The organism is Serratia sp. OS31 (assembly GCF_014164835.1).
GTDB lineage: Bacteria > Pseudomonadota > Gammaproteobacteria > Enterobacterales > Enterobacteriaceae > Serratia > Serratia liquefaciens_A.
This window is the reverse complement of sequence record NZ_JACJFQ010000028.1, coordinates 59074-77349: the sequence shown is the minus strand read 5'-3', so window position 1 is coordinate 77349 and position 18276 is coordinate 59074. Positions and strand designations below refer to the sequence as shown.

Genomic DNA, 18276 nt, shown 5'->3' with positions numbered 1-18276 from the left:
TAATGCCAAGAGCCTGAGAAAGGTGCATAAAAAAGGGTTCCAGTCATGTCCTGGAACCCTTTTTACAGCAACCACCGGATCGTTCAACCGATCCTTAAACGATCGGCATTACGCAAAAGCGGGTTTTTTTACAACATGTCCAATCCAAATTTTAGAAAGGAATATCGTCGTCGAAGTCCATTGGCGGTTCATTGCTGCTGGCAGCCGGTGCGCTGTTCTGCGCCGGGCGCGCCTGCTGGCCACCGCTGAACTGGTTGCCGCCCTGTGGCTGCTGAGGCTGACCCCAACCGCCCTGGCCGCCGGAAGCCTGACCACCACCTGCCGGTGCGCCACCGCCTTGACGGCCGCCCAGCATCTGCATGGTGCCGCCAACGTTAACCACCACTTCGGTGGTGTATTTTTCTACGCCGGCCTGATCGGTCCATTTGCGAGTCTGCAGCGCGCCCTCGATGTACACCTGGGAACCTTTACGCAGATATTCGCCCGCCACTTCAGCCAGCTTGCCGAACAGCACAACGCGGTGCCACTCGGTCTTTTCTTTCTGCTCGCCAGTCGCCTTGTCACGCCAGCTTTCGGAGGTTGCCAGGGTAATGTTGGCCACTGCACCGCCATTCGGCATGTAACGGACTTCCGGGTCTTGGCCCAGATTCCCGACCAGAATTACTTTGTTTACGCCTCTGCTGGCCATGAGAACTCTCCTGATGATTGATTTTTACACAGTATAAACGAGTAAGTTTAACACGCTCAGCCTGAAACGACACCCGTGTTGATTACTGCGTGCTGTATTCCGGAATTGTCCTTTCGATCGACCTGTTTGCATTCATGTACTGGATATTCATTCAGGTTTTTTTGTGTCATAATTATGCGTTTCGTACTGGCTGTGCCGGTTTTTTGCGCGTTCGATCACATAATCGTGCGTAAATCACCCAGACAGGCGCGGTGTATCATCAAGACGGGAAGTGTAAATGGACAATATCGAAGTTCGTGGTGCTCGAACCCATAATCTCAAAAACATCAACCTGATTATCCCGCGTGACAAGCTGATCGTCGTCACCGGTCTGTCCGGTTCAGGCAAGTCCTCGCTGGCCTTTGATACCCTGTATGCTGAAGGGCAGCGTCGCTACGTCGAATCGCTCTCCGCCTATGCACGCCAGTTCCTTTCGCTGATGGAAAAACCGGACGTCGACCACATTGAAGGTCTGTCACCGGCGATCTCCATCGAGCAGAAATCGACCTCGCATAACCCGCGATCCACGGTCGGCACCATCACCGAGATCCACGATTACCTGCGTCTGCTGTTTGCCCGCGTCGGCGAACCGCGTTGCCCGGATCACCATGTCGAACTGGCGGCGCAGACCGTCAGCCAGATGGTGGACAACGTGCTCAGCCAGCCGGAAGGCAAGCGCCTGATGCTGCTGGCCCCGGTGGTAAAAGACCGCAAGGGCGAGCACACCAAAACGCTGGAAAACCTCGCGAGCCAGGGCTATATCCGTGCGCGCATCGACGGCGAAGTGTGCGATCTTTCCGATCCCCCGAAGCTGGAGTTGCAGAAAAAGCACACCATCGAAGTGGTGGTCGATCGCTTTAAAGTGCGTGATGATCTGTCGCAGCGTCTGGCGGAATCCTTCGAGACCGCGCTGGAGCTGTCCGGCGGCACCGCCGTTGTGGCCGATATGGACGACGAAAAAGCGGATGAGCTGCTGTTCTCCGCCAACTTCGCCTGCCCTATCTGCGGCTACAGCATGCGCGAACTGGAACCGCGCCTGTTTTCGTTCAACAACCCGGCCGGCGCCTGCCCGACGTGCGACGGTCTGGGCGTACAGCAGTTCTTCGATCCGGAACGCGTAGTGCAGAACCCCGAGCTTTCGCTGGCCGGCGGTGCAATTCGCGGTTGGGATCGTCGCAACTTCTACTACTTCCAGATGCTGCGCTCGCTGGCAGAGCATTACGCGTTTGACGTTGAAGCGCCGTTCAACAGCCTGGACGCCAACGTGCAGAAAGCGGTGCTCAGCGGCTCCGGCAAAGAATCGATCGAATTCAAATACATCAACGATCGCGGTGACACCACCGTGCGCCGCCATCCGTTCGAAGGCGTGCTGCACAATATGGAGCGCCGTTATAAAGAAACCGAATCCAGTGCGGTGCGCGAAGAGCTGGCGAAGTTTATCAGCAACCGCCCTTGCGCCTCGTGCCACGGCACCCGTCTGCGCGAAGAAGCACGAAACGTGTTCGTTGAAGACACTACGCTGCCGGAAATTTCCGATCTGAGCATCGGCCATGCGATGACCTTCTTCCAGAACATGAAACTCAGCGGGCAGCGCGCCAAGATCGCCGAGAAAGTGCTGAAAGAGATTGGCGATCGCCTGAAGTTCCTGGTGAACGTCGGCCTGAACTACCTGTCGCTGTCGCGTTCGGCGGAAACCCTCTCCGGCGGTGAAGCGCAGCGTATTCGTTTAGCCAGCCAGATTGGTGCCGGCCTGGTGGGCGTGATGTACGTGCTGGATGAGCCGTCAATCGGCCTGCATCAGCGCGACAACGAACGCCTGCTGGAAACCCTGATCCATCTGCGTAACCTCGGCAATACGGTCATCGTGGTGGAGCATGACGAAGACGCCATCCGCGCCGCCGACCATGTGATCGATATCGGTCCCGGTGCCGGTGTGCACGGCGGTCAGGTAGTGGCGGAAGGCACCGTCGAAGACATCATGGCGCAGCCTGAGTCCTTGACCGGCCAGTTCCTCAGCGGCAAACGCGAGATTGCCATTCCGGAGCAACGCGTACCGGCCGATCCGACCAAGGTACTGAAACTGAGCGGTGCTCGCGGTAACAACCTGAAGGACGTGACGCTGACGCTGCCGGTGGGGTTGTTTACCTGCATTACCGGGGTATCCGGCTCCGGCAAATCCACGCTGATCAACGACACGCTGTTCCCGATCGCCCAGCGCCAGCTCAACGGTGCCACTATCGCCGAACCGGCGCCGTTCCGTGAAGTGACCGGTCTGGAACATTTCGACAAGGTGATCGACATCGATCAAAGCCCGATCGGTCGTACCCCTCGTTCCAACCCGGCAACTTACACCGGCATCTTCACTCCGGTGCGTGAGCTGTTCGCCGGCGTGCCGGAATCACGCAGCCGCGGTTACAACCCCGGCCGCTTCAGCTTTAACGTCAAGGGCGGCCGCTGCGAAGCCTGCCAGGGCGACGGTGTGATCAAGGTGGAAATGCACTTCCTGCCGGACATCTATGTGCCGTGCGACCAGTGCAAGGGCAAACGCTATAACCGCGAAACGCTGGAAGTGAAGTACAAAGGCAAAAGCATCCACGAAGTGCTGGAGATGACCATCGAAGAGGCCCGTGATTTCTTCGACGCGGTACCGGCATTGGCCCGTAAGCTGCAAACCTTGATTGAAGTCGGCCTGTCGTACATCCGTCTCGGCCAGTCGGCAACCACGCTGTCCGGCGGTGAGGCGCAGCGCGTCAAGCTGGCTCGCGAGCTGTCAAAACGCGGCACCGGTCAAACGCTGTACATCCTGGATGAGCCGACCACCGGGCTGCACTTCGCCGATATTCAGCAACTGCTGGCGGTACTGCATCAACTGCGCGATCAGGGCAATACCATCGTGGTGATTGAGCACAACCTGGACGTGATTAAAACCGCGGACTGGATTGTCGACCTGGGGCCGGAAGGCGGCAGCGGCGGCGGTGAGATCCTGGTGGCCGGCACGCCGGAAACCGTGGCTAACTGCGAAACGTCGCATACCGCGCGCTTCCTTAAGCCGTTACTGAAGAAGAAATAATCCCCTGCCCAGCGGGCCGTTCCTGTAGCGGCCCGCACGCTTACCCGTTTCGGTCAAATTGAACAGAAACAGGCAAGATTTAGACATTTTCAGGCATTTCCCTCCCCGCACGCAGCTTTTATCATCAATGTTCCCTCTGTGGCCCTTTGCCGTACTCAGGCCACGTCCACCGGCACCCTGCTGCCGGAAGCCGTTTTCCCCCCATACACTGATGACTGGAGTTACCATGAACATTACGCACGCCTATGCCGCGCATGACGCCAAATCAGCGTTAGTTCCTTTTGATTACACGCCGCGCACCTTGCGCGACCACGATGTGCAAATCAAGGTTCTGTTCTGTGGCGTCTGCCATTCGGATTTGCACCAGGCCCGCAACGAATGGAGCAACACCCTTTTTCCGGTGGTTCCCGGCCACGAAATTGTGGGGCGCGTGAGCGCCGTCGGCAACCATGTGTCACGCTATCAGGTCGGTGATTTGGTCGGCGTGGGCTGTATGGTGGACTCCTGCCGCAGTTGTCCAAGCTGTGACGAGGGTCTGGAGCAATATTGTGAAAATGGGTTTACCGGCACCTATAACGGCGAGGATCGACAAACCGGCGCCACCACCTATGGCGGCTACTCCACCGATATGGTGGTAGATCAGGACTTTGTTTTGCGCGTACCGGAAAACCTCGATCCTGCCGGTGTCGCCCCCTTGCTGTGCGCAGGTATCACCACCTATTCCCCGCTGCGTCAATGGGGTGCCGGTCCGGGTAAAAAGGTGGGCATCGTCGGTCTCGGCGGGCTGGGGCACATGGGCGTTAAACTGGCTCGGGCGATGGGAGCGCATGTGGTGCTGTTCACGACTTCAGCGTCCAAAGTCGAAGATGCCAAACGCCTTGGCGCTCACGAAGTGGTGATCTCACGCAATCCAGAAGAGATGGCGCAGCACACCAACAGTTTCGATTTTATTCTTAACACGGTGGCGGCCCAGCACGACTTGAACCCGTTCCTCAATCTGCTGCGCCGTGACGGCACCCTGACGCTGGTTGGCGCACCGGAGCACGACCATCCGTCACCGCAGGTGTTCAACCTGATCATGAAGCGTCGCCGCATCGCCGGTTCACTGATTGGCGGCATTGCAGAAACCCAGGAGATGCTGGATTTCTGCGGTCAGCACGGCATTACCTCGGATATCGAACTGATCCCGATGCAGCAGATCAATGAAGCCTTCGGGCGGATGCTGAAAAGCGACGTGAAATATCGCTTCGTGGTGGATATCGACTCTTTGCGAGCCTAAGCCTCTCGGGCGCCCACAGCGGCGCCCGATTTTCTTACAGCTGCTTTATCACTCGCGCCGGATTGCCGCCGACCACGCAGTTAGCGGGCACATCCTTGGTCACCACCGCACCGGACGCCACCACCACGTTGTCCCCCAGCGTCACGCCGGGATTAATCACCGCACGACCGCCAATCCACACATTATTGCCAATACGCACCGGCTTGCCGAACTCCGCCCCGCCCACACGGGTTTCCGCATCCAGCGGATGGGTGGCGGTATAAATATGCACTCCAGGTGCCAGCAGGCAGTTATCACCGATATGCACTTCGCATACGTCGAGGATCACGCAGTCAAAATTGGCGTAGAAATTCTTCCCCAGATAGATGTTGTAGCCGTAATCACAGCGAAAAGTCGGTTCGATGGTGCCCCCCTGATACTGGCCCAGCAGCTCTGCCAATCCCTGTTTACGCAGGTCGCCCTCATCCGGTGACGAATGGTTGTAACGGTGGATCAATTGGCGTGCGCGCTTGCGCTCGCTGCGTAGCAGTTCGTCACCGGCGTCGTACAATTCACCGGCAATCATTTTGCGTTTTTCTTCACTCATCGCCATCTCGCGGCATCCTTTGGTATTTCGGCTTATTGATTAAAAAGCCTAGTCTTTCCTCATCCACAATAAAACGGGAACGTTCCCAATATCGAATCACGATCACAGTTTGGCGGGAAAACAGAAGAAATAAACGAAGGACTCAGGCAGGCGCTACACCTGCCGTTATCTATGGCTAAGCGCGCAATTCCTGGCGCACATGGTCGGGTAACCCTTCCAGCACCAGCTGATAGGAACTGTCGATCAACGTATAGAACTGCGAGTTCGGCAGATTGCCATCAAGAAACACCGTATTCCAGTGTGCCTTGTTCAGACCGACACAGGGGACGATCTCCGGGTGATGCTCCCGTAGGCTTTCCGCCAGTTCCGGGCTGGATTTTACCGCCAAAGCAGGTCGTCCTTGTACTTCACACACCATAGCGAACATAACGTCGCCGACTTTGATCTGGCTGGCCTGCCACTGGTTCTGGTCGCTCTGTTCCGCGCCCGGCTTCGCCATGCAGTATTCCAGCAATGCTGTGTTATTCATTGGGTTATTCCCCCTGTAACGTGGCCACAACCCGGCGTGAACCGCCGTGGATGCGGTGCTCCCCCAGCCAAATTCCCTGCCATGTGCCCAGCATCAGCCGCCCGTGACCGACAGGCAGCGTCAACGACGTGCCCAACAGAGAGGATTTGATGTGCGCCGGCATGTCGTCCGGCCCTTCATAGTCGTGCTGATAGGGTGCGTTCTCTGGCACCTGACGCAGGAAATGCTGCTCCATGTCGGCTCGCACCGTTGGATCACAATTCTCGTTCAGCGTCAGCGAGGCCGAGGTATGCTGCAACAACAGATGCAGCAGGCCAGTTTGCAGGCGGTGTAAGTGGGTTAGCTGGTCAGTAATCTCTTCGGTAACCAGATGAAAACCACGCGCTTTTGCGCTGAGGATTAGCGTTTGCTGATGCCACATAAGTGAGCGCCCCTCAATCAGTATATTCTCTCTCCAGTTTGCGGCAACCCTGGCGGCAAACCGACAACAAAAAAGGAGCGATATCGCTATCGCTCCCTGGCTAACGTCAGTTTACCCTAACAGCTTTTACTGCACGGCGGCAAACGCCTCGGCCACCTGATGCACGTTGTGGTGGTTCAGGCCAGCCATGCAAACGCGCCCGCTGTGGATCAGGTACGCGCCAAATTCTTCACGCAGGCGATCAACCTGTGCGGCGCTAAAGCCGGTGTAGCTGAACATGCCGCGCTGGGCGAGCAGATAATCGAAGTTCCGCTGCGGCAGGGCGATTTTCAGCGCTTCCACCAGCGTCTTGCGCATCTCGAGGATGCGGGTGCGCATGGTTTCCACTTCGGCCAGCCACTGGGCTTTCAGTTGCGTGTCGTTCAGCACCTTCGCCACCACCTGCGCACCGAAGTTCGGCGGGCTGGAGTAGTTACGACGCACAGTGGCCTTCAGTTGGCCCAACACGCGCCCGGCGGCTTCTTCGCTTTCACACACCACCGACAGGCCGCCGACACGCTCGCCGTACAGCGAGAAAATTTTCGAGAAGGAATTGCTCACCAGGCATGGCAGACCGGCCGCGGCAATAGTGCGGATAGCGTAGGCGTCATCGGCAATGCCGCCGCCGAAGCCCTGATAAGCGATATCGAGGAACGGGATCAGTTCACGCTCGGCGATCACTTTGACCACTTCATCCCACTGAGCCTGGGTCAGGTCGGAACCGGTCGGGTTATGGCAGCACGGGTGCAGCAGCGCGATGCTGTGCTTCGGCAGCTGTTTCAACGCGTCCCGCATGGCGTCAAATTTCACGCCCAGGCTTTCGCTGTCGAAGTACGGATAGGTATTCACCTTGAACCCAGCGCCACCAAAGATGGCAACGTGGTTTTCCCAAGTCGGATCGCTGACCCACACCTGTGAATCCGGGAAGTAACTTTTCAGGAAGTCGGCACCGACTTTCAGCGCGCCGGAACCGCCCACGGTTTGAATGGTGGCGATGCGCCCTTGTTGCAGCATCGGGTGTTCGGCACCGAACAGCAAATGTTGGATCGCCGTGCGGTAAGGCAGCAGACCTTCCATCGGCAGGTACACCGACGCCCCGTGGTCCACGCTGTTCAGTTGCGCTTCTGCCGCAGCAACCGCTTTCATCTGCGGGATAATGCCCTGCTCGTCATAGTAAAGGCCGATACTCAGGTTAACCTTGTGCGCACGTGAGTCTTTTTTGAATTTTTCCATCAGCGACAGGATCGGGTCACCTGCGTAGGCATCAACATTCTGGAACACGGATTATTCTCCTGGATTATGGTGAGTAGGCACAGCGTTACGCTCCTAATATAGACGGAAAAGGCCGTTCAGTTTGAGCTTTATCTCGCAACCGGCAACAAACCATTTTCCTTGATTCGGTTGAGCACCACCGCCGTTTTGATATGCGCCACGCTTTTGTGGCGGGACAGCGTCTGGCTGATCAAATCGTCCAGCGCCGGCAGGTCCGCCACCGCAACCTTCAGCAGATAATCAGCATCGCCGGTGGTTTTGTAGGCGTCAAGAATGGCGTCCACTTCTTCCAGCATCTGGTGGAAACTGTCGATCTGCTCCTGAGCATGGTGGGTCAGACTCACTTCTATCAGGCCAACCAACCCCAGCCCGACGGCCTCCGGCGCCAGTCGCGCGTGGTAACCGCGGATCAGTTGCGCCTGTTCCAGGCTGATGCGCCGCCGCGAACACTGGGATGCAGACAGCCCCACCAGATCGCTCAGCTCCTGATTGGTCAGACGGCCATTGGCCTGTAACAGCGTCAGGATTTTCATATCAAAATCGTCAATGTTGTACATAGCCACCTGTAAACTGTGTTAATAAATGTTGACGTTACAGCCTATCAGTTTTTTGACTGTGGATACCCTTCCCGCACCGAGGTTGTGAAACGCACAGCAGCAATGCCGGACGTTTCCGCCTGAAAATGGCATAAAAAACGGGTAACTCGCGCAAGTCAGCAACAATGAGCGGTTAAATAGCGCATAAAACCACGAATGTATAATAAGGACGCCGATGAAAAGATTTCTCCCTCTCGCACTGCTGGTTGCCGCCGGGAGCGCCAGCGCACAATCGCATTTGGATAAGGTGATACAACAGGGCACGCTGGAAGTGTGCACCACCGGCGATTACAAACCCTATACCTTCCTGAAAGAAGACGGCAGCTACGAAGGCATTGATATCGCCATGGCGGAGTCGCTGGCAAAAAGCCTGGGTGCCAAGGTGAAATGGGTGAAAACCAGTTGGAAAACCCTGACGCCGGACTTTGTCGCCGGCAAGTGTGATATCGCCATGGGCGGCATTTCGGTCACGCTACAGCGGCAACGGCAGGTGTTCTTCGCCGCCCCGCTGGATACCGACGGGAAGATCCCTTTGGTGCGCTGCACCGACGTGAAAAAATACCGCACCATTGATCAGATCAATAAAGCGTCCGTGCGCCTGCTTGAGCCGGCGGGCGGAACCAACGAGGCCTTTGTCCACGCCTATCTGCCCAAGGCCAAACTGACGTTGACCCATGATAATTTGGGGATTTTCCAGCAGCTGGTCGACAAGAAAGCCGATGTGATGATCACCGACGCCTCTGAGGCGCAGTATCAGCAAAAACGCTATCCGAAGCTGTGCGCGGTCAACCCGAAAAAGCCGATGCAGTATGGCGAAAAGGCTTACATGCTGCCGCGTGACGATTTGAGCTGGAAGCTGTATGTGGATCAGTGGCTGCACCTGGCCAAGGCGACCGGTGAGTATCAAAGCATTATCGATCAGTGGCTGGCAGTGAAGAAGTAACTCAATATAACAGGGGCCGCAGCCTGACGGCCCCTAATGAACCTATTCGCCGATATATTCCATCGCCACGCGCTGCGTCAGCTTGGTAATCAGTTCATAAGCGCTGATGCCGGTGCAGTCGGCGATGCGTTCAACCGGTAATTCCCGGCCCCAAAGCACCACTTCATCCCCGACCTTGTCGGTCGCGTCCGGCCCCAGATCGACCGACATCATATCCATCGACACCCGGCCCACGATCGGCACTTCACGGCCGTTGAGCCACACCGGCGTACCGGAAGGCGCGCTGCGCGGGTAACCGTCACCGTAGCCCATCGCCACCACGCCCAAGCGGGTATCACCTTCGCTGACCCAGGTGCCGCCATAGCCTACGGACTCGCCGGCCTTGTGCTCACGCACCGCGATCAGGTTGGACTTCAGCGTCATCGCCGGCTGCAGATCAAACTGGCTGCCGTTGGCGTCCTCCATCGGCGAGACGCCATACAGGATAATGCCTGGGCGTACCCAGTCGTTATGCGCATCCGGCCACAGCAGGGTACCACCGGAGGCGGCAATAGAACGCTGGCCCGGTTTGCCGCGGGCAAACTGTTCAAAGCACTGCATTTGTTTGAGCGTGGCATCGGAGCCCGGCTCATCGGCGCGGCTGAAGTGGCTCATGATATTCACCGGCTGCACCACATTACGGCAGGCGCTCAGACGCTGGTAAAACGCCTCGGCATGCTCAGGGCGGACCCCCAGACGATGCATGCCGGTATCCAGCTTCATCCACACCGGCACCGGACGCGCCAGCGTGGCCTGCTCCAGCGCTTCAAGCTGTTCGATACTGTGTACGGCGGTTTCGATGTTATTGGCCACCAACACCGGCAGATCCTCGGCCGAGAAGAAGCCCTCGAGCATCAGGATGGGTTTGACGATGCCGCCGGAGCGCAACTTCAACGCCTCGCCAATGCGAGCCACGCCGTAACAGTCGGCATCTTGCAGGGTGTGAGCTGTTTCCAGCAGGCCATGTCCATAAGCGTTTGCTTTCACAACGGCAATCAGGCGACTTTGCGGCGCCTGACGGCGTACCTGTTGCAGATTATGTCGCAGAGCGCGGCGGTCGATTACAGCGGTTGCCGCTTTCATTTCAGTTCCTTAGCTGATTATTCGTCATCATACTGTGGCCCCGCATAGTTATCGAAGCGCGACCACTGGCCGTTAAAGGTAAGACGTACGGTACCGATTGGGCCGTTACGCTGCTTACCCAGAATAATTTCGGCAATCCCTTTCAGATCGCTGTTCTCGTGATACACCTCATCACGGTAGATGAACATGATCAGGTCGGCATCCTGCTCGATGGAGCCGGACTCACGCAGGTCGGAGTTGACCGGGCGCTTGTCGGCACGCTGCTCCAGGCTTCGGTTCAGCTGCGACAGCGCCACCACAGGTACCTGCAGCTCTTTCGCCAGGGCTTTTAACGAGCGGGAGATCTCGGCAATTTCCAACGTTCGGTTGTCGGAGAGCGACGGCACGCGCATCAACTGCAGGTAGTCAATCATGATCAGACTGATGCCGTCATGTTCACGGAAAATACGCCGCGCACGGGAGCGCACTTCGGTTGGCGTCAGGCCGGAGGAGTCGTCAATGTACATATTGCGCTTCTCCAGCAGGATACCCATGGTGCTGGAAATTCGCGCCCAGTCCTCATCGTCCAACTGGCCAGTACGGATACGGGTCTGGTCCACACGCGACAGCGAGGCCAGCATACGCATCATGATCTGGTTGCAGGGCATTTCCAGGCTGAAAATCAGCACGGGTTTGTCCTGCGTCATCGCGGCGTGTTCGCACAGGTTCATGGCGAAGGTGGTTTTACCCATTGCAGGACGGGCAGCGACGATGATCAGATCCGATTTTTGCAAACCGGCGGTTTTCTTATTGAGATCCTGATAGCCGGTATCCACCCCGGTGACGCCATCGTGCGGCTGCTGATACAGTTGCTCAATACGCGCAACGGTATCTTCCAGGATACGCTCGATACCTTTTGGACCCTCATCTTTACTGGCGCGGTTTTCCGCGATTTGGAATACCCGCGATTCGGCTAAATCGAGCAGATCTTCACTGCTGCGCCCCTGCGGATCGTAGCCGGCGTCCGCGATCTCATTGGCCACCGAGATCATCTCACGCACTACCGCACGTTCACGCACGATGTCCGCATAAGCGCCGATGTTGGCAGCGCTTGGGGTGTTTTTCGATAATTCGGCCAGATAGGCGAAGCCGCCGACGGAGTCCAGTTCGCCCCGCTGCTCCAGCGATTCGGACAGGGTGATCAGATCGATAGGCCGACTCATCTCCAGCAGGCGCTGCATCTCGGTAAAGATCAGGCGGTGCGGGCGGCTGAAGAAATCATTGGAGACCACGCGTTCCGCTACGTTATCCCAGCGTTCGTTATCCAGCATCAAACCGCCCAACACTGACTGCTCAGCCTCCAGCGAATGTGGCGGCATCTTCAGCCCTTCCATCTGGCGATCGCGGGGACGTTCTCTGGCTTCGTCTGCGTTTGTTTTGTTGGTTGGTTTTTTTCCTGCCATGAAGCGTATTCTTAATCCGGTTGCGAATGAAGGATCCTGACGCGAGAGTATACGTGATTTTTATCTGTGATTCCTGCGGCATAACCGATGCAAAAAAGGTATCAATCCGCGCGCGGACAAACTGGATCGCCAATACTAAAACGCGTAGGGTGAAATCAGACACCCACACGAGGTACTGATATGGCCAAGCGCATTCAATTCTCCGCCACCGGCGGCCCCGAAGTGTTGCAATACGTTGATTTTACCCCGCTGGACCCGGCAGCCGGTGAGGTGCAGATCGAGAACAAGGCGATCGGCATCAACTATATCGACACCTACATACGCAGCGGGTTATACCCGCCCGCCAGCCTGCCAAGCGGGTTGGGCACCGAGGCGGCCGGCGTGGTCACCAAGATCGGCGCAGGGGTCAGCGCGCTGAAGCCGGGTGACCGGGTGGTTTACGCCCAGTCATCGCTTGGTGCTTACAGCGAAGTGCACAACGTTGCGCAGGAAAAGGTGGCCATCCTGCCGCACAATCTGAGTTTCGAGCAAGGGGCAGCCTCATTCCTGAAGGGGTTGACGGTGCATTATCTGCTGCGCCAAACCCATGAAGTGCAGCCGGGTGAAGTATTCCTGTTCCATGCTGCCGCAGGCGGTGTCGGGTTGATTGCCTGCCAGTGGGCCAAAGCGCTCGGGGCGAAGCTGATCGGCAGCGTCGGTTCCGACGAAAAGGCCGAGCTGGCGAAGCGTGCCGGTGCCTGGGCCACCATCAACTACCATAAGGAAGACATCGCCCAGCGCGTCGCCGAACTGACCCAGGGCGAAAAAGTCGGCGTGGTGTATGACTCCGTGGGCCAAAGCACCTGGCAAGCCTCGCTCAATAGTCTGAAGCGACGCGGGCTAATGGTGAGCTTTGGCAACGCCTCCGGCCCGGTTACCGGTGTCGATCTGGCCTTGCTCAACCAGAAAGGCTCTTTGTATGTCACCCGCCCTTCCCTCAATGGCTACATCACCACCCGTGCGGAGCTGCAATTTGCCAGCAATGAGTTGTTTTCCTTGATCGGCAGCGGCGCTATCAAGGTCGACGTAAAAGAAGAGCAGAAGTTTGCGCTGGCTGACGCGCAACGTGCGCATCAGGTGCTGGAAAGCCGTAATACCAGCGGCTCAAGCCTGCTGATCCCTGGCCGCTGAGGGGGATAAAAAGATCGGTAAAATTTGGTAGAAAATGCTGTCTGGCATCGTCAGGCTAGGGTAAAGGGAATATGATCATCTGACATTGCATGTTGATCAATAAGGAAATAGTACTGAAATGAAACTGAAAATGCTGGTTGCCGCACTGGTTTTCGCTGCAGCCACAGCGCAGGCCGCGACGCCAAACGCTGAAAAAGACGCATTGATGAAATACCCTTACTCTGCCGCCTATACGCAATGTATGAGCAAACCAGATCTCAATACGCCAAGTATGGCTGCCTGCATTGAAACAGAGTTCAACCTTTGGGATGCTCGCTTGAACAAGTCCTACAAGGAAGCGCTCAAGTTTAAGGCGGCCCCAAAAGCCTGGCGTGAGGCACAGCGTAACTGGCTGAAGTTCAAAGACAGCCAATGTCTGGCTCTGGTCGCAGCGCCGCATGGTTCTGGCGATGCATTGGATGCGGGCTCATGCGAACTGAACATGACTATTGAACGCACGTTGCAGCTTGAAAGCGACAACTGGCCAAGATCTTAATATGGCTGGATTATCAGTAACAAAAAGGGCTCCGTGAGGAGCCCTTTTTGTTACTGCGTTTGTAGGGGAGTCCGCCAGAGACAGTGGGTTGCTTAAGCAACGCTCGTATTGGGTATTATTGTCTCTTGCGGTGATGAAATCGGTCGCATCGCTGCATCGGCAAACATCCTAACAGCCCCGAGGCGCAAAAAAAATCGCTAATGTGCTGCACCGACCGTTTAAACCTCAAGCTGTGATCGCTGCCGCATTAAGAACGTATCTGTTGCTCAGTTTTCAGCGTGACCGACTGATTATTCGACAAAAAATTAATAGCGACGTATTGAAGGCTTCTGCATTGAACGGTAGATCCAAACGCCAACCACCGCCAAAATCAGCCACGGCAATAGCTTAATCACCATCGCAAACAGCCCGCCAATCAGCATAAACGCCGCGGCCACCAGCAGCGCCGCGAACACGCCCAGCAGCGCCGCGAACACGCCCAGCAGCGAAATGCCCGTCACCATCAGCATGACGACAAAACCGACCAGAAAGAAGAGTTCCAACATGATTTTGCTCCTTCGCAAAACAAAGTATCTGCGGAGGTATTACAAGAAGCGTGCCAACAAGGCGAGAGAACTAAGTGATTGAAATTGAGAAAAAAGGCACGCCACATTACGCAGCATGCCTGGTCAAAAACACTAACTGTTAGTCAGATTTTTATCTCTATTACGCCATCTCAGTGCGCGGTAAGCGCACCAGATCCAGCGCCTGCTCGACCACGCGCGCATCGGCCCCTGGCTTGTGGGCATTTTCGCTCAGGTGACGGCGCCACTGGCGAGCACCGGGCACGCCCTGGAACAACCCAAGGATATGGCGGGTGATATGGCCCAAATAGGTGCCCTTCGACAGCTCACGTTCAATGTACGGATATAGCGATTCGATAATCGCTATGCTGTCCATAACTTCGGTCTGACAGCCAAACAGTTCACTGTCGACCCGCGCCAGAATGCCCGGGTTCTGGTAGGCTTCGCGCCCCATCATCACGCCATCAAGATGCTGCAAATGCTGTTTCGCCTCTTCCAGCGTTTTCACTCCACCATTAATCGCCAGAGTGAGCGTCGGGAAATCGCGTTTTAACTGGTACACACGCGGGTAATCCAGCGGCGGGACTTCGCGGTTCTCTTTCGGACTCAGGCCCGACAGCCATGCCTTGCGGGCATGAATGGTAAACATGTCACATTCACCGCGCCCGGCGACGGTGGCGATGAAATCGCACAGAAACTCGTAGCTGTCCTGATCGTCAATACCAATACGGGTTTTCACCGTCACCGGGATCGACACCACGTCGCGCATCGCCTTGATACAGTCGGCAACCAGCGTTGCCTGCCCCATCAGGCAGGCACCGAACATGCCGTTCTGCACCCGATCGGACGGGCAACCGACGTTGAGGTTGATCTCGTCATAGCCGCGCTGCTCAGCCAGTTTCGCACAGTGCGCCAGCGCAGCAGGATCGCTGCCGCCCAGTTGCAGCGCCACAGGATGTTCTTCTTCGCTGTAGGCCAGATAGTCGCCCTTGCCGTGGATAATCGCGCCGGTAGTCACCATCTCGGTGTACAGCAAGGTTTCCTTGGTCAGCAGGCGGTGGAAGTAACGGCAATGACGATCGGTCCAGTCGAGCATCGGCGCGATGGAAAAACGATTGGCGGCGTATTTTGGGGCGTTATTGTCTGTCGTCATGCTGGGCTACTGGCTACCTGATTCTGTCTGGGGTTCAACGAACGGCATGCTGCCGCAAACGGCTATTATAACGACAATCGGCGGCGTTGGGAAAACCGCTGTGTCGCCCGATAAAAAAGCAGCGGCAAAAGCGAATAAAAAGAGGCGGTCAGGTGTTCTCTTTGTAAGGCCGCAGCTCTGCGTCCTTCATGATGAGGAAACAACCATGAACAGTTACGTTAAACGCCTGCTGCTGCCAGTCATTGCCGGTTCACTGCTGTTTTCCGGTTCAGCCCTGGCGATGGGCGGCGATGGCAGCGGTCAAACCACGCCAACCTGCCCCAAAGGCCAGATATACGACACGAAAACCAAAACCTGCATGGTGGATAAAAGCAGCATGGTCAGCGACAACGATCGTACGAACTATGCCTATGCGCTGGCCAAAAGTGGCCGCTATCAGGAAGCGCTGGATGTGCTGAATACCCTCAAAGATCCCAACACTGCCGTGGCGCTGAATTACCGCGGCTACGCCACCCGCAAGCTCGGCCGCACCGACGAAGGGATCGGCTACTATTTAAAATCAGTGGCGCTCGATCCGAAATACCCGAAAGTCCGCGAATACCTGGGTGAGGCTTATATGATTAAAGGCCGCCAGGATTTGGCGAAAGAGCAACTCAAGGTGATCCAATCGCTGTGCGGAACCGGTTGTGAAGAGTACCGCGATCTGGCGGCGGCTATCGATCACCACCCTGAATCGTAAAGCCCGGAGGCAAACATCAGCAGCGACGCTATCCGCAACGAAATCGGCCAATATCTCTCCCGCCTGTGGCGCTATGGCTTGGTGCTGTCCCACCGGCGGGACGTAGCCGACGATTTGGTGCAGGCCACCTGCGTGCGGGCGTTGGAACGCGCCGCACAGTTTGCCGTGGGAACGCGTATGGACCGCTGGTTATTTTCAATTCTTCACTCCATCTGGTTGAACGAGGTCCGCTCTCAGCATATCCGCCAGGGACAGGGCTTTGTCGACGTTGACGAACTGGCCGGTGCAGAAAACGGCGAGCAGCCGATTTGGGCCAATGAGGTGATGCAACGGGTTAATCAACTGCCGGAGGCGCAGCGCAATACGTTGTTTCTGGTGTACGTGGAGGAACTTTCTTACCGGGAAGCCGCTGAGGTGCTGGGCGTGCCCATTGGCACCATCATGAGCCGTCTGGCGGCGGCACGGCTGCGGTTGGCGAACGACAGCCTGCTGCAAACCCGCACCCCGCAGGTAAAAGGAGAACAATCATGAGTTCAGCCTACGCAACGGATGAACTGCTGGTCGCCTACCTGGACAATCAGTTGGACCCACAGCAACGCCACCGGCTGGAACAGCGCCTGGCCGGCGAACCGGCGTTGGCAGAACGCTTGTCGTTGCTGGAGCGCAGCAGCTTGCCCTTTAAGCAAGCCTTTGCACCTTTGCTTGATGAAGCGCCGGTGCATAGATTGTATTCAACAATACCACTTGCCGTCTCCTCGCCACCGCACGCTATCAGCCGCCGTGGTCTGATTGCCGCCGCGGTCGGTTTTCTGGCGCTGGGCATCGCGGGCGATCGCGCCTATCTGCAGCTCAGCCAACCGGATGACAACTGGCGTGCTCTGGTCGCTCAGTATATGGCGCTCTACACGCCGGAAACCCTGGCAGGGTTTGAGGGTTCCGCAGCACAAATCGCCGCCCAATTGCAGCACACTGGCGATCGGCTGGCTATCGCACTTTCGATGCCCAAACTGGTGTTGAAAGGGGCCGAACTGAAAAACGCCCGCGTGCTGGCGTACGACGATCGCCGCATTGCTCAACTGACCTGGCTGGATGCGCAGTACGGTGCATTGGCGTTGTGTATCATTCAGCAACCGGGCAAGCCGCAGCCCGCCGAAAGCGAACGTCGCCAGGGGATGAACGTGGTCTATTGGTCCGATACCAGGCACAGTTTCATGCTGATTGGCCATAATCCGGCAGTGGACATGGCCAGATTGGCCAGTCAATTACAGCGTTCGCTGGCCGCCTAATAGCCCAAGCGAAGTCATAGCCTTCGAGAGCGGCACGGAAAATCGTGAATATCATCACATTTCAAGCCAACCACAGGCGCTTAACCGGACGTTTAATGCGCCATATTGGCAGAAAAGGGGCCGACTCTCGGCGATTCGGCTGAAGCATGGTAAAATCGGCTTTTTTACGTACCGGGAAATTTGCCATGAACTCAAGCACCCAGGAAAAGCTGCTGGCGCAGGCTGAACAACTCTGCCAGCAACGCAATGTGCGGCTGACACCGCAGCGGCTGGAAGTGTTACGCCTAATGGCACAACAGCCCGGTGCCATCAGCGCCTACGACCTGCTGGATTTGCTGCGCGTAGCCGAACCGCAGGCCAAACCCCCCACGGTTTACCGTGCATTGGATTTCCTTTTGGAACAAGGCTTTATTCATCGTGTGGAATCGGCGAACAGCTACGTGCTGTGCCATCATTTCGAGCAACCGATGCATACTTCCGCGCTGTTTATTTGCGATCGCTGCGGCCAGGTGACCGAACGCACGACCGAAGGGATCGAAGAAACGCTGCAAAAACTGGCGAAAGAGTCGGGTTTTGCCCTGCGCCACAGCGTGGTCGAAGCTCATGGCCTGTGTGAGGGTTGCGTTGAGGTAGAAGCCTGCGACAGCAAACATGATTGTGGCGAACACGATCACAGCATCGCTATCAAGAAGAAATAAATAGGTTATCAGGTACCTCCTTGTACCTGTAGCCGTGGCGTAGAGGGGATAAGAACGCCAGGCTTTCAAGCGTTGTTTACGGCCGCAATCCGCTGCGGCCTATCGC

The 18276-nt window shown here is 56.8% G+C and carries 19 protein-coding genes; 9 read left to right on the top strand and 10 right to left on the bottom strand.

Annotated features, from left to right (window positions below):
* Positions 1-151 precede the first annotated feature (151 nt).
* Positions 152-688: a single-stranded DNA-binding protein SSB1 gene (gene ssb1, locus H5P17_RS20260; protein WP_044553774.1), complete on the bottom strand. Its 537-nt coding sequence runs from the start codon at positions 686-688 to the stop codon at positions 152-154.
* A gap of 277 nt (positions 689-965) precedes the next feature.
* On the opposite strand from ssb1, the gene uvrA reads away from it, so the two are divergent.
* The gene (gene uvrA, locus H5P17_RS20255) at positions 966-3797 is read left to right on the top strand and encodes an excinuclease ABC subunit UvrA (RefSeq protein ID WP_044553776.1); all 2832 of its coding nucleotides are present in this window, start codon (positions 966-968) and stop codon (positions 3795-3797) included.
* Positions 3798-4023: 226 nt separating this feature from the next.
* Positions 4024-5076, top strand: a complete 1053-nt coding sequence (locus H5P17_RS20250; protein WP_182824875.1) for an NAD(P)-dependent alcohol dehydrogenase — start codon at positions 4024-4026, stop codon at positions 5074-5076.
* Positions 5077-5110: 34 nt separating this feature from the next.
* Here the strand turns inward: H5P17_RS20250 and maa are convergent, their stop codons facing one another.
* The 5 genes from maa to H5P17_RS20225 form a co-directional block, all read right to left on the bottom strand.
* On the bottom strand, positions 5111-5668 hold the full coding sequence (maa, locus tag H5P17_RS20245; protein WP_044553781.1) for a maltose O-acetyltransferase: 558 nt from the start codon (positions 5666-5668) through the stop codon (positions 5111-5113).
* A gap of 169 nt (positions 5669-5837) precedes the next feature.
* Positions 5838-6191, bottom strand: a complete 354-nt coding sequence (locus tag H5P17_RS20240) for an MmcQ/YjbR family DNA-binding protein (protein ID WP_020837154.1) — start codon at positions 6189-6191, stop codon at positions 5838-5840.
* Between the two features lie 4 nt (positions 6192-6195).
* The gene (locus tag H5P17_RS20235) at positions 6196-6612 is read right to left on the bottom strand and encodes a secondary thiamine-phosphate synthase enzyme YjbQ (RefSeq protein WP_017894193.1); all 417 of its coding nucleotides are present in this window, start codon (positions 6610-6612) and stop codon (positions 6196-6198) included.
* Positions 6613-6738: 126 nt separating this feature from the next.
* Positions 6739-7932, bottom strand: a complete 1194-nt coding sequence (locus tag H5P17_RS20230; RefSeq protein WP_182824873.1) for an amino acid aminotransferase — start codon at positions 7930-7932, stop codon at positions 6739-6741.
* A gap of 80 nt (positions 7933-8012) precedes the next feature.
* Positions 8013-8480, bottom strand: coding sequence for an Lrp/AsnC family transcriptional regulator (locus H5P17_RS20225; RefSeq protein ID WP_020837156.1), 468 nt, complete (start codon positions 8478-8480; stop codon positions 8013-8015).
* Positions 8481-8694: 214 nt separating this feature from the next.
* On the opposite strand from H5P17_RS20225, the gene H5P17_RS20220 reads away from it, so the two are divergent.
* Entirely contained in the window at positions 8695-9462 is a 768-nt protein-coding gene (locus tag H5P17_RS20220; RefSeq protein ID WP_044553786.1) for a transporter substrate-binding domain-containing protein, read from the top strand.
* A 42-nt stretch (positions 9463-9504) separates the two neighbouring features.
* Here H5P17_RS20220 and alr read toward each other — a convergent pair whose 3' ends face one another.
* Both alr and dnaB read right to left on the bottom strand, forming a co-directional pair.
* A complete protein-coding gene (alr, locus tag H5P17_RS20215) occupies positions 9505-10584 on the bottom strand; it encodes an alanine racemase (RefSeq protein WP_182824871.1) in 1080 nt (359 codons plus the stop codon).
* 17 nt (positions 10585-10601) lie between these two features.
* Positions 10602-12026: a replicative DNA helicase gene (dnaB, locus tag H5P17_RS20210; protein ID WP_020837159.1), complete on the bottom strand. Its 1425-nt coding sequence runs from the start codon at positions 12024-12026 to the stop codon at positions 10602-10604.
* A gap of 180 nt (positions 12027-12206) precedes the next feature.
* Between dnaB and H5P17_RS20205 the strand changes: the two genes are divergently transcribed.
* Positions 12207-13196: a quinone oxidoreductase gene (locus H5P17_RS20205; protein WP_044553790.1), complete on the top strand. Its 990-nt coding sequence runs from the start codon at positions 12207-12209 to the stop codon at positions 13194-13196.
* Between the two features lie 118 nt (positions 13197-13314).
* Entirely contained in the window at positions 13315-13731 is a 417-nt protein-coding gene (locus tag H5P17_RS20200; protein WP_044553792.1) for a lysozyme inhibitor LprI family protein, read from the top strand.
* Between the two features lie 305 nt (positions 13732-14036).
* Here the strand turns inward: H5P17_RS20200 and pspG are convergent, their stop codons facing one another.
* Positions 14037-14276 (bottom strand): envelope stress response protein PspG, encoded by a 240-nt coding sequence (gene pspG, locus H5P17_RS20195; RefSeq protein ID WP_182824869.1) that lies wholly within the window; start codon positions 14274-14276, stop codon positions 14037-14039.
* A 160-nt stretch (positions 14277-14436) separates the two neighbouring features.
* Positions 14437-15447, bottom strand: a complete 1011-nt coding sequence (gene dusA / locus H5P17_RS20190) for a tRNA dihydrouridine(20/20a) synthase DusA (protein ID WP_182824867.1) — start codon at positions 15445-15447, stop codon at positions 14437-14439.
* A 205-nt stretch (positions 15448-15652) separates the two neighbouring features.
* On the opposite strand from dusA, the gene H5P17_RS20185 reads away from it, so the two are divergent.
* From H5P17_RS20185 to zur, 4 genes are all read left to right on the top strand, one after another.
* Complete coding sequence (locus H5P17_RS20185) at positions 15653-16186, top strand: tetratricopeptide repeat protein (RefSeq protein WP_044553796.1); 534 nt, start codon at positions 15653-15655, stop codon at positions 16184-16186.
* 42 nt (positions 16187-16228) lie between these two features.
* On the top strand, positions 16229-16717 hold the full coding sequence (locus H5P17_RS20180; protein WP_071827058.1) for an RNA polymerase sigma factor: 489 nt from the start codon (positions 16229-16231) through the stop codon (positions 16715-16717).
* A complete protein-coding gene (locus tag H5P17_RS20175; RefSeq protein WP_182824865.1) occupies positions 16714-17472 on the top strand; it encodes an anti-sigma factor in 759 nt (252 codons plus the stop codon). Before H5P17_RS20180 ends, H5P17_RS20175 begins: the two co-directional genes overlap by 4 nt.
* Positions 17473-17657: 185 nt before the next feature.
* Complete coding sequence (gene zur, locus H5P17_RS20170) at positions 17658-18170, top strand: zinc uptake transcriptional repressor Zur (protein ID WP_041415728.1); 513 nt, start codon at positions 17658-17660, stop codon at positions 18168-18170.
* The last annotated feature ends 106 nt before the right edge of the window (positions 18171-18276 follow it).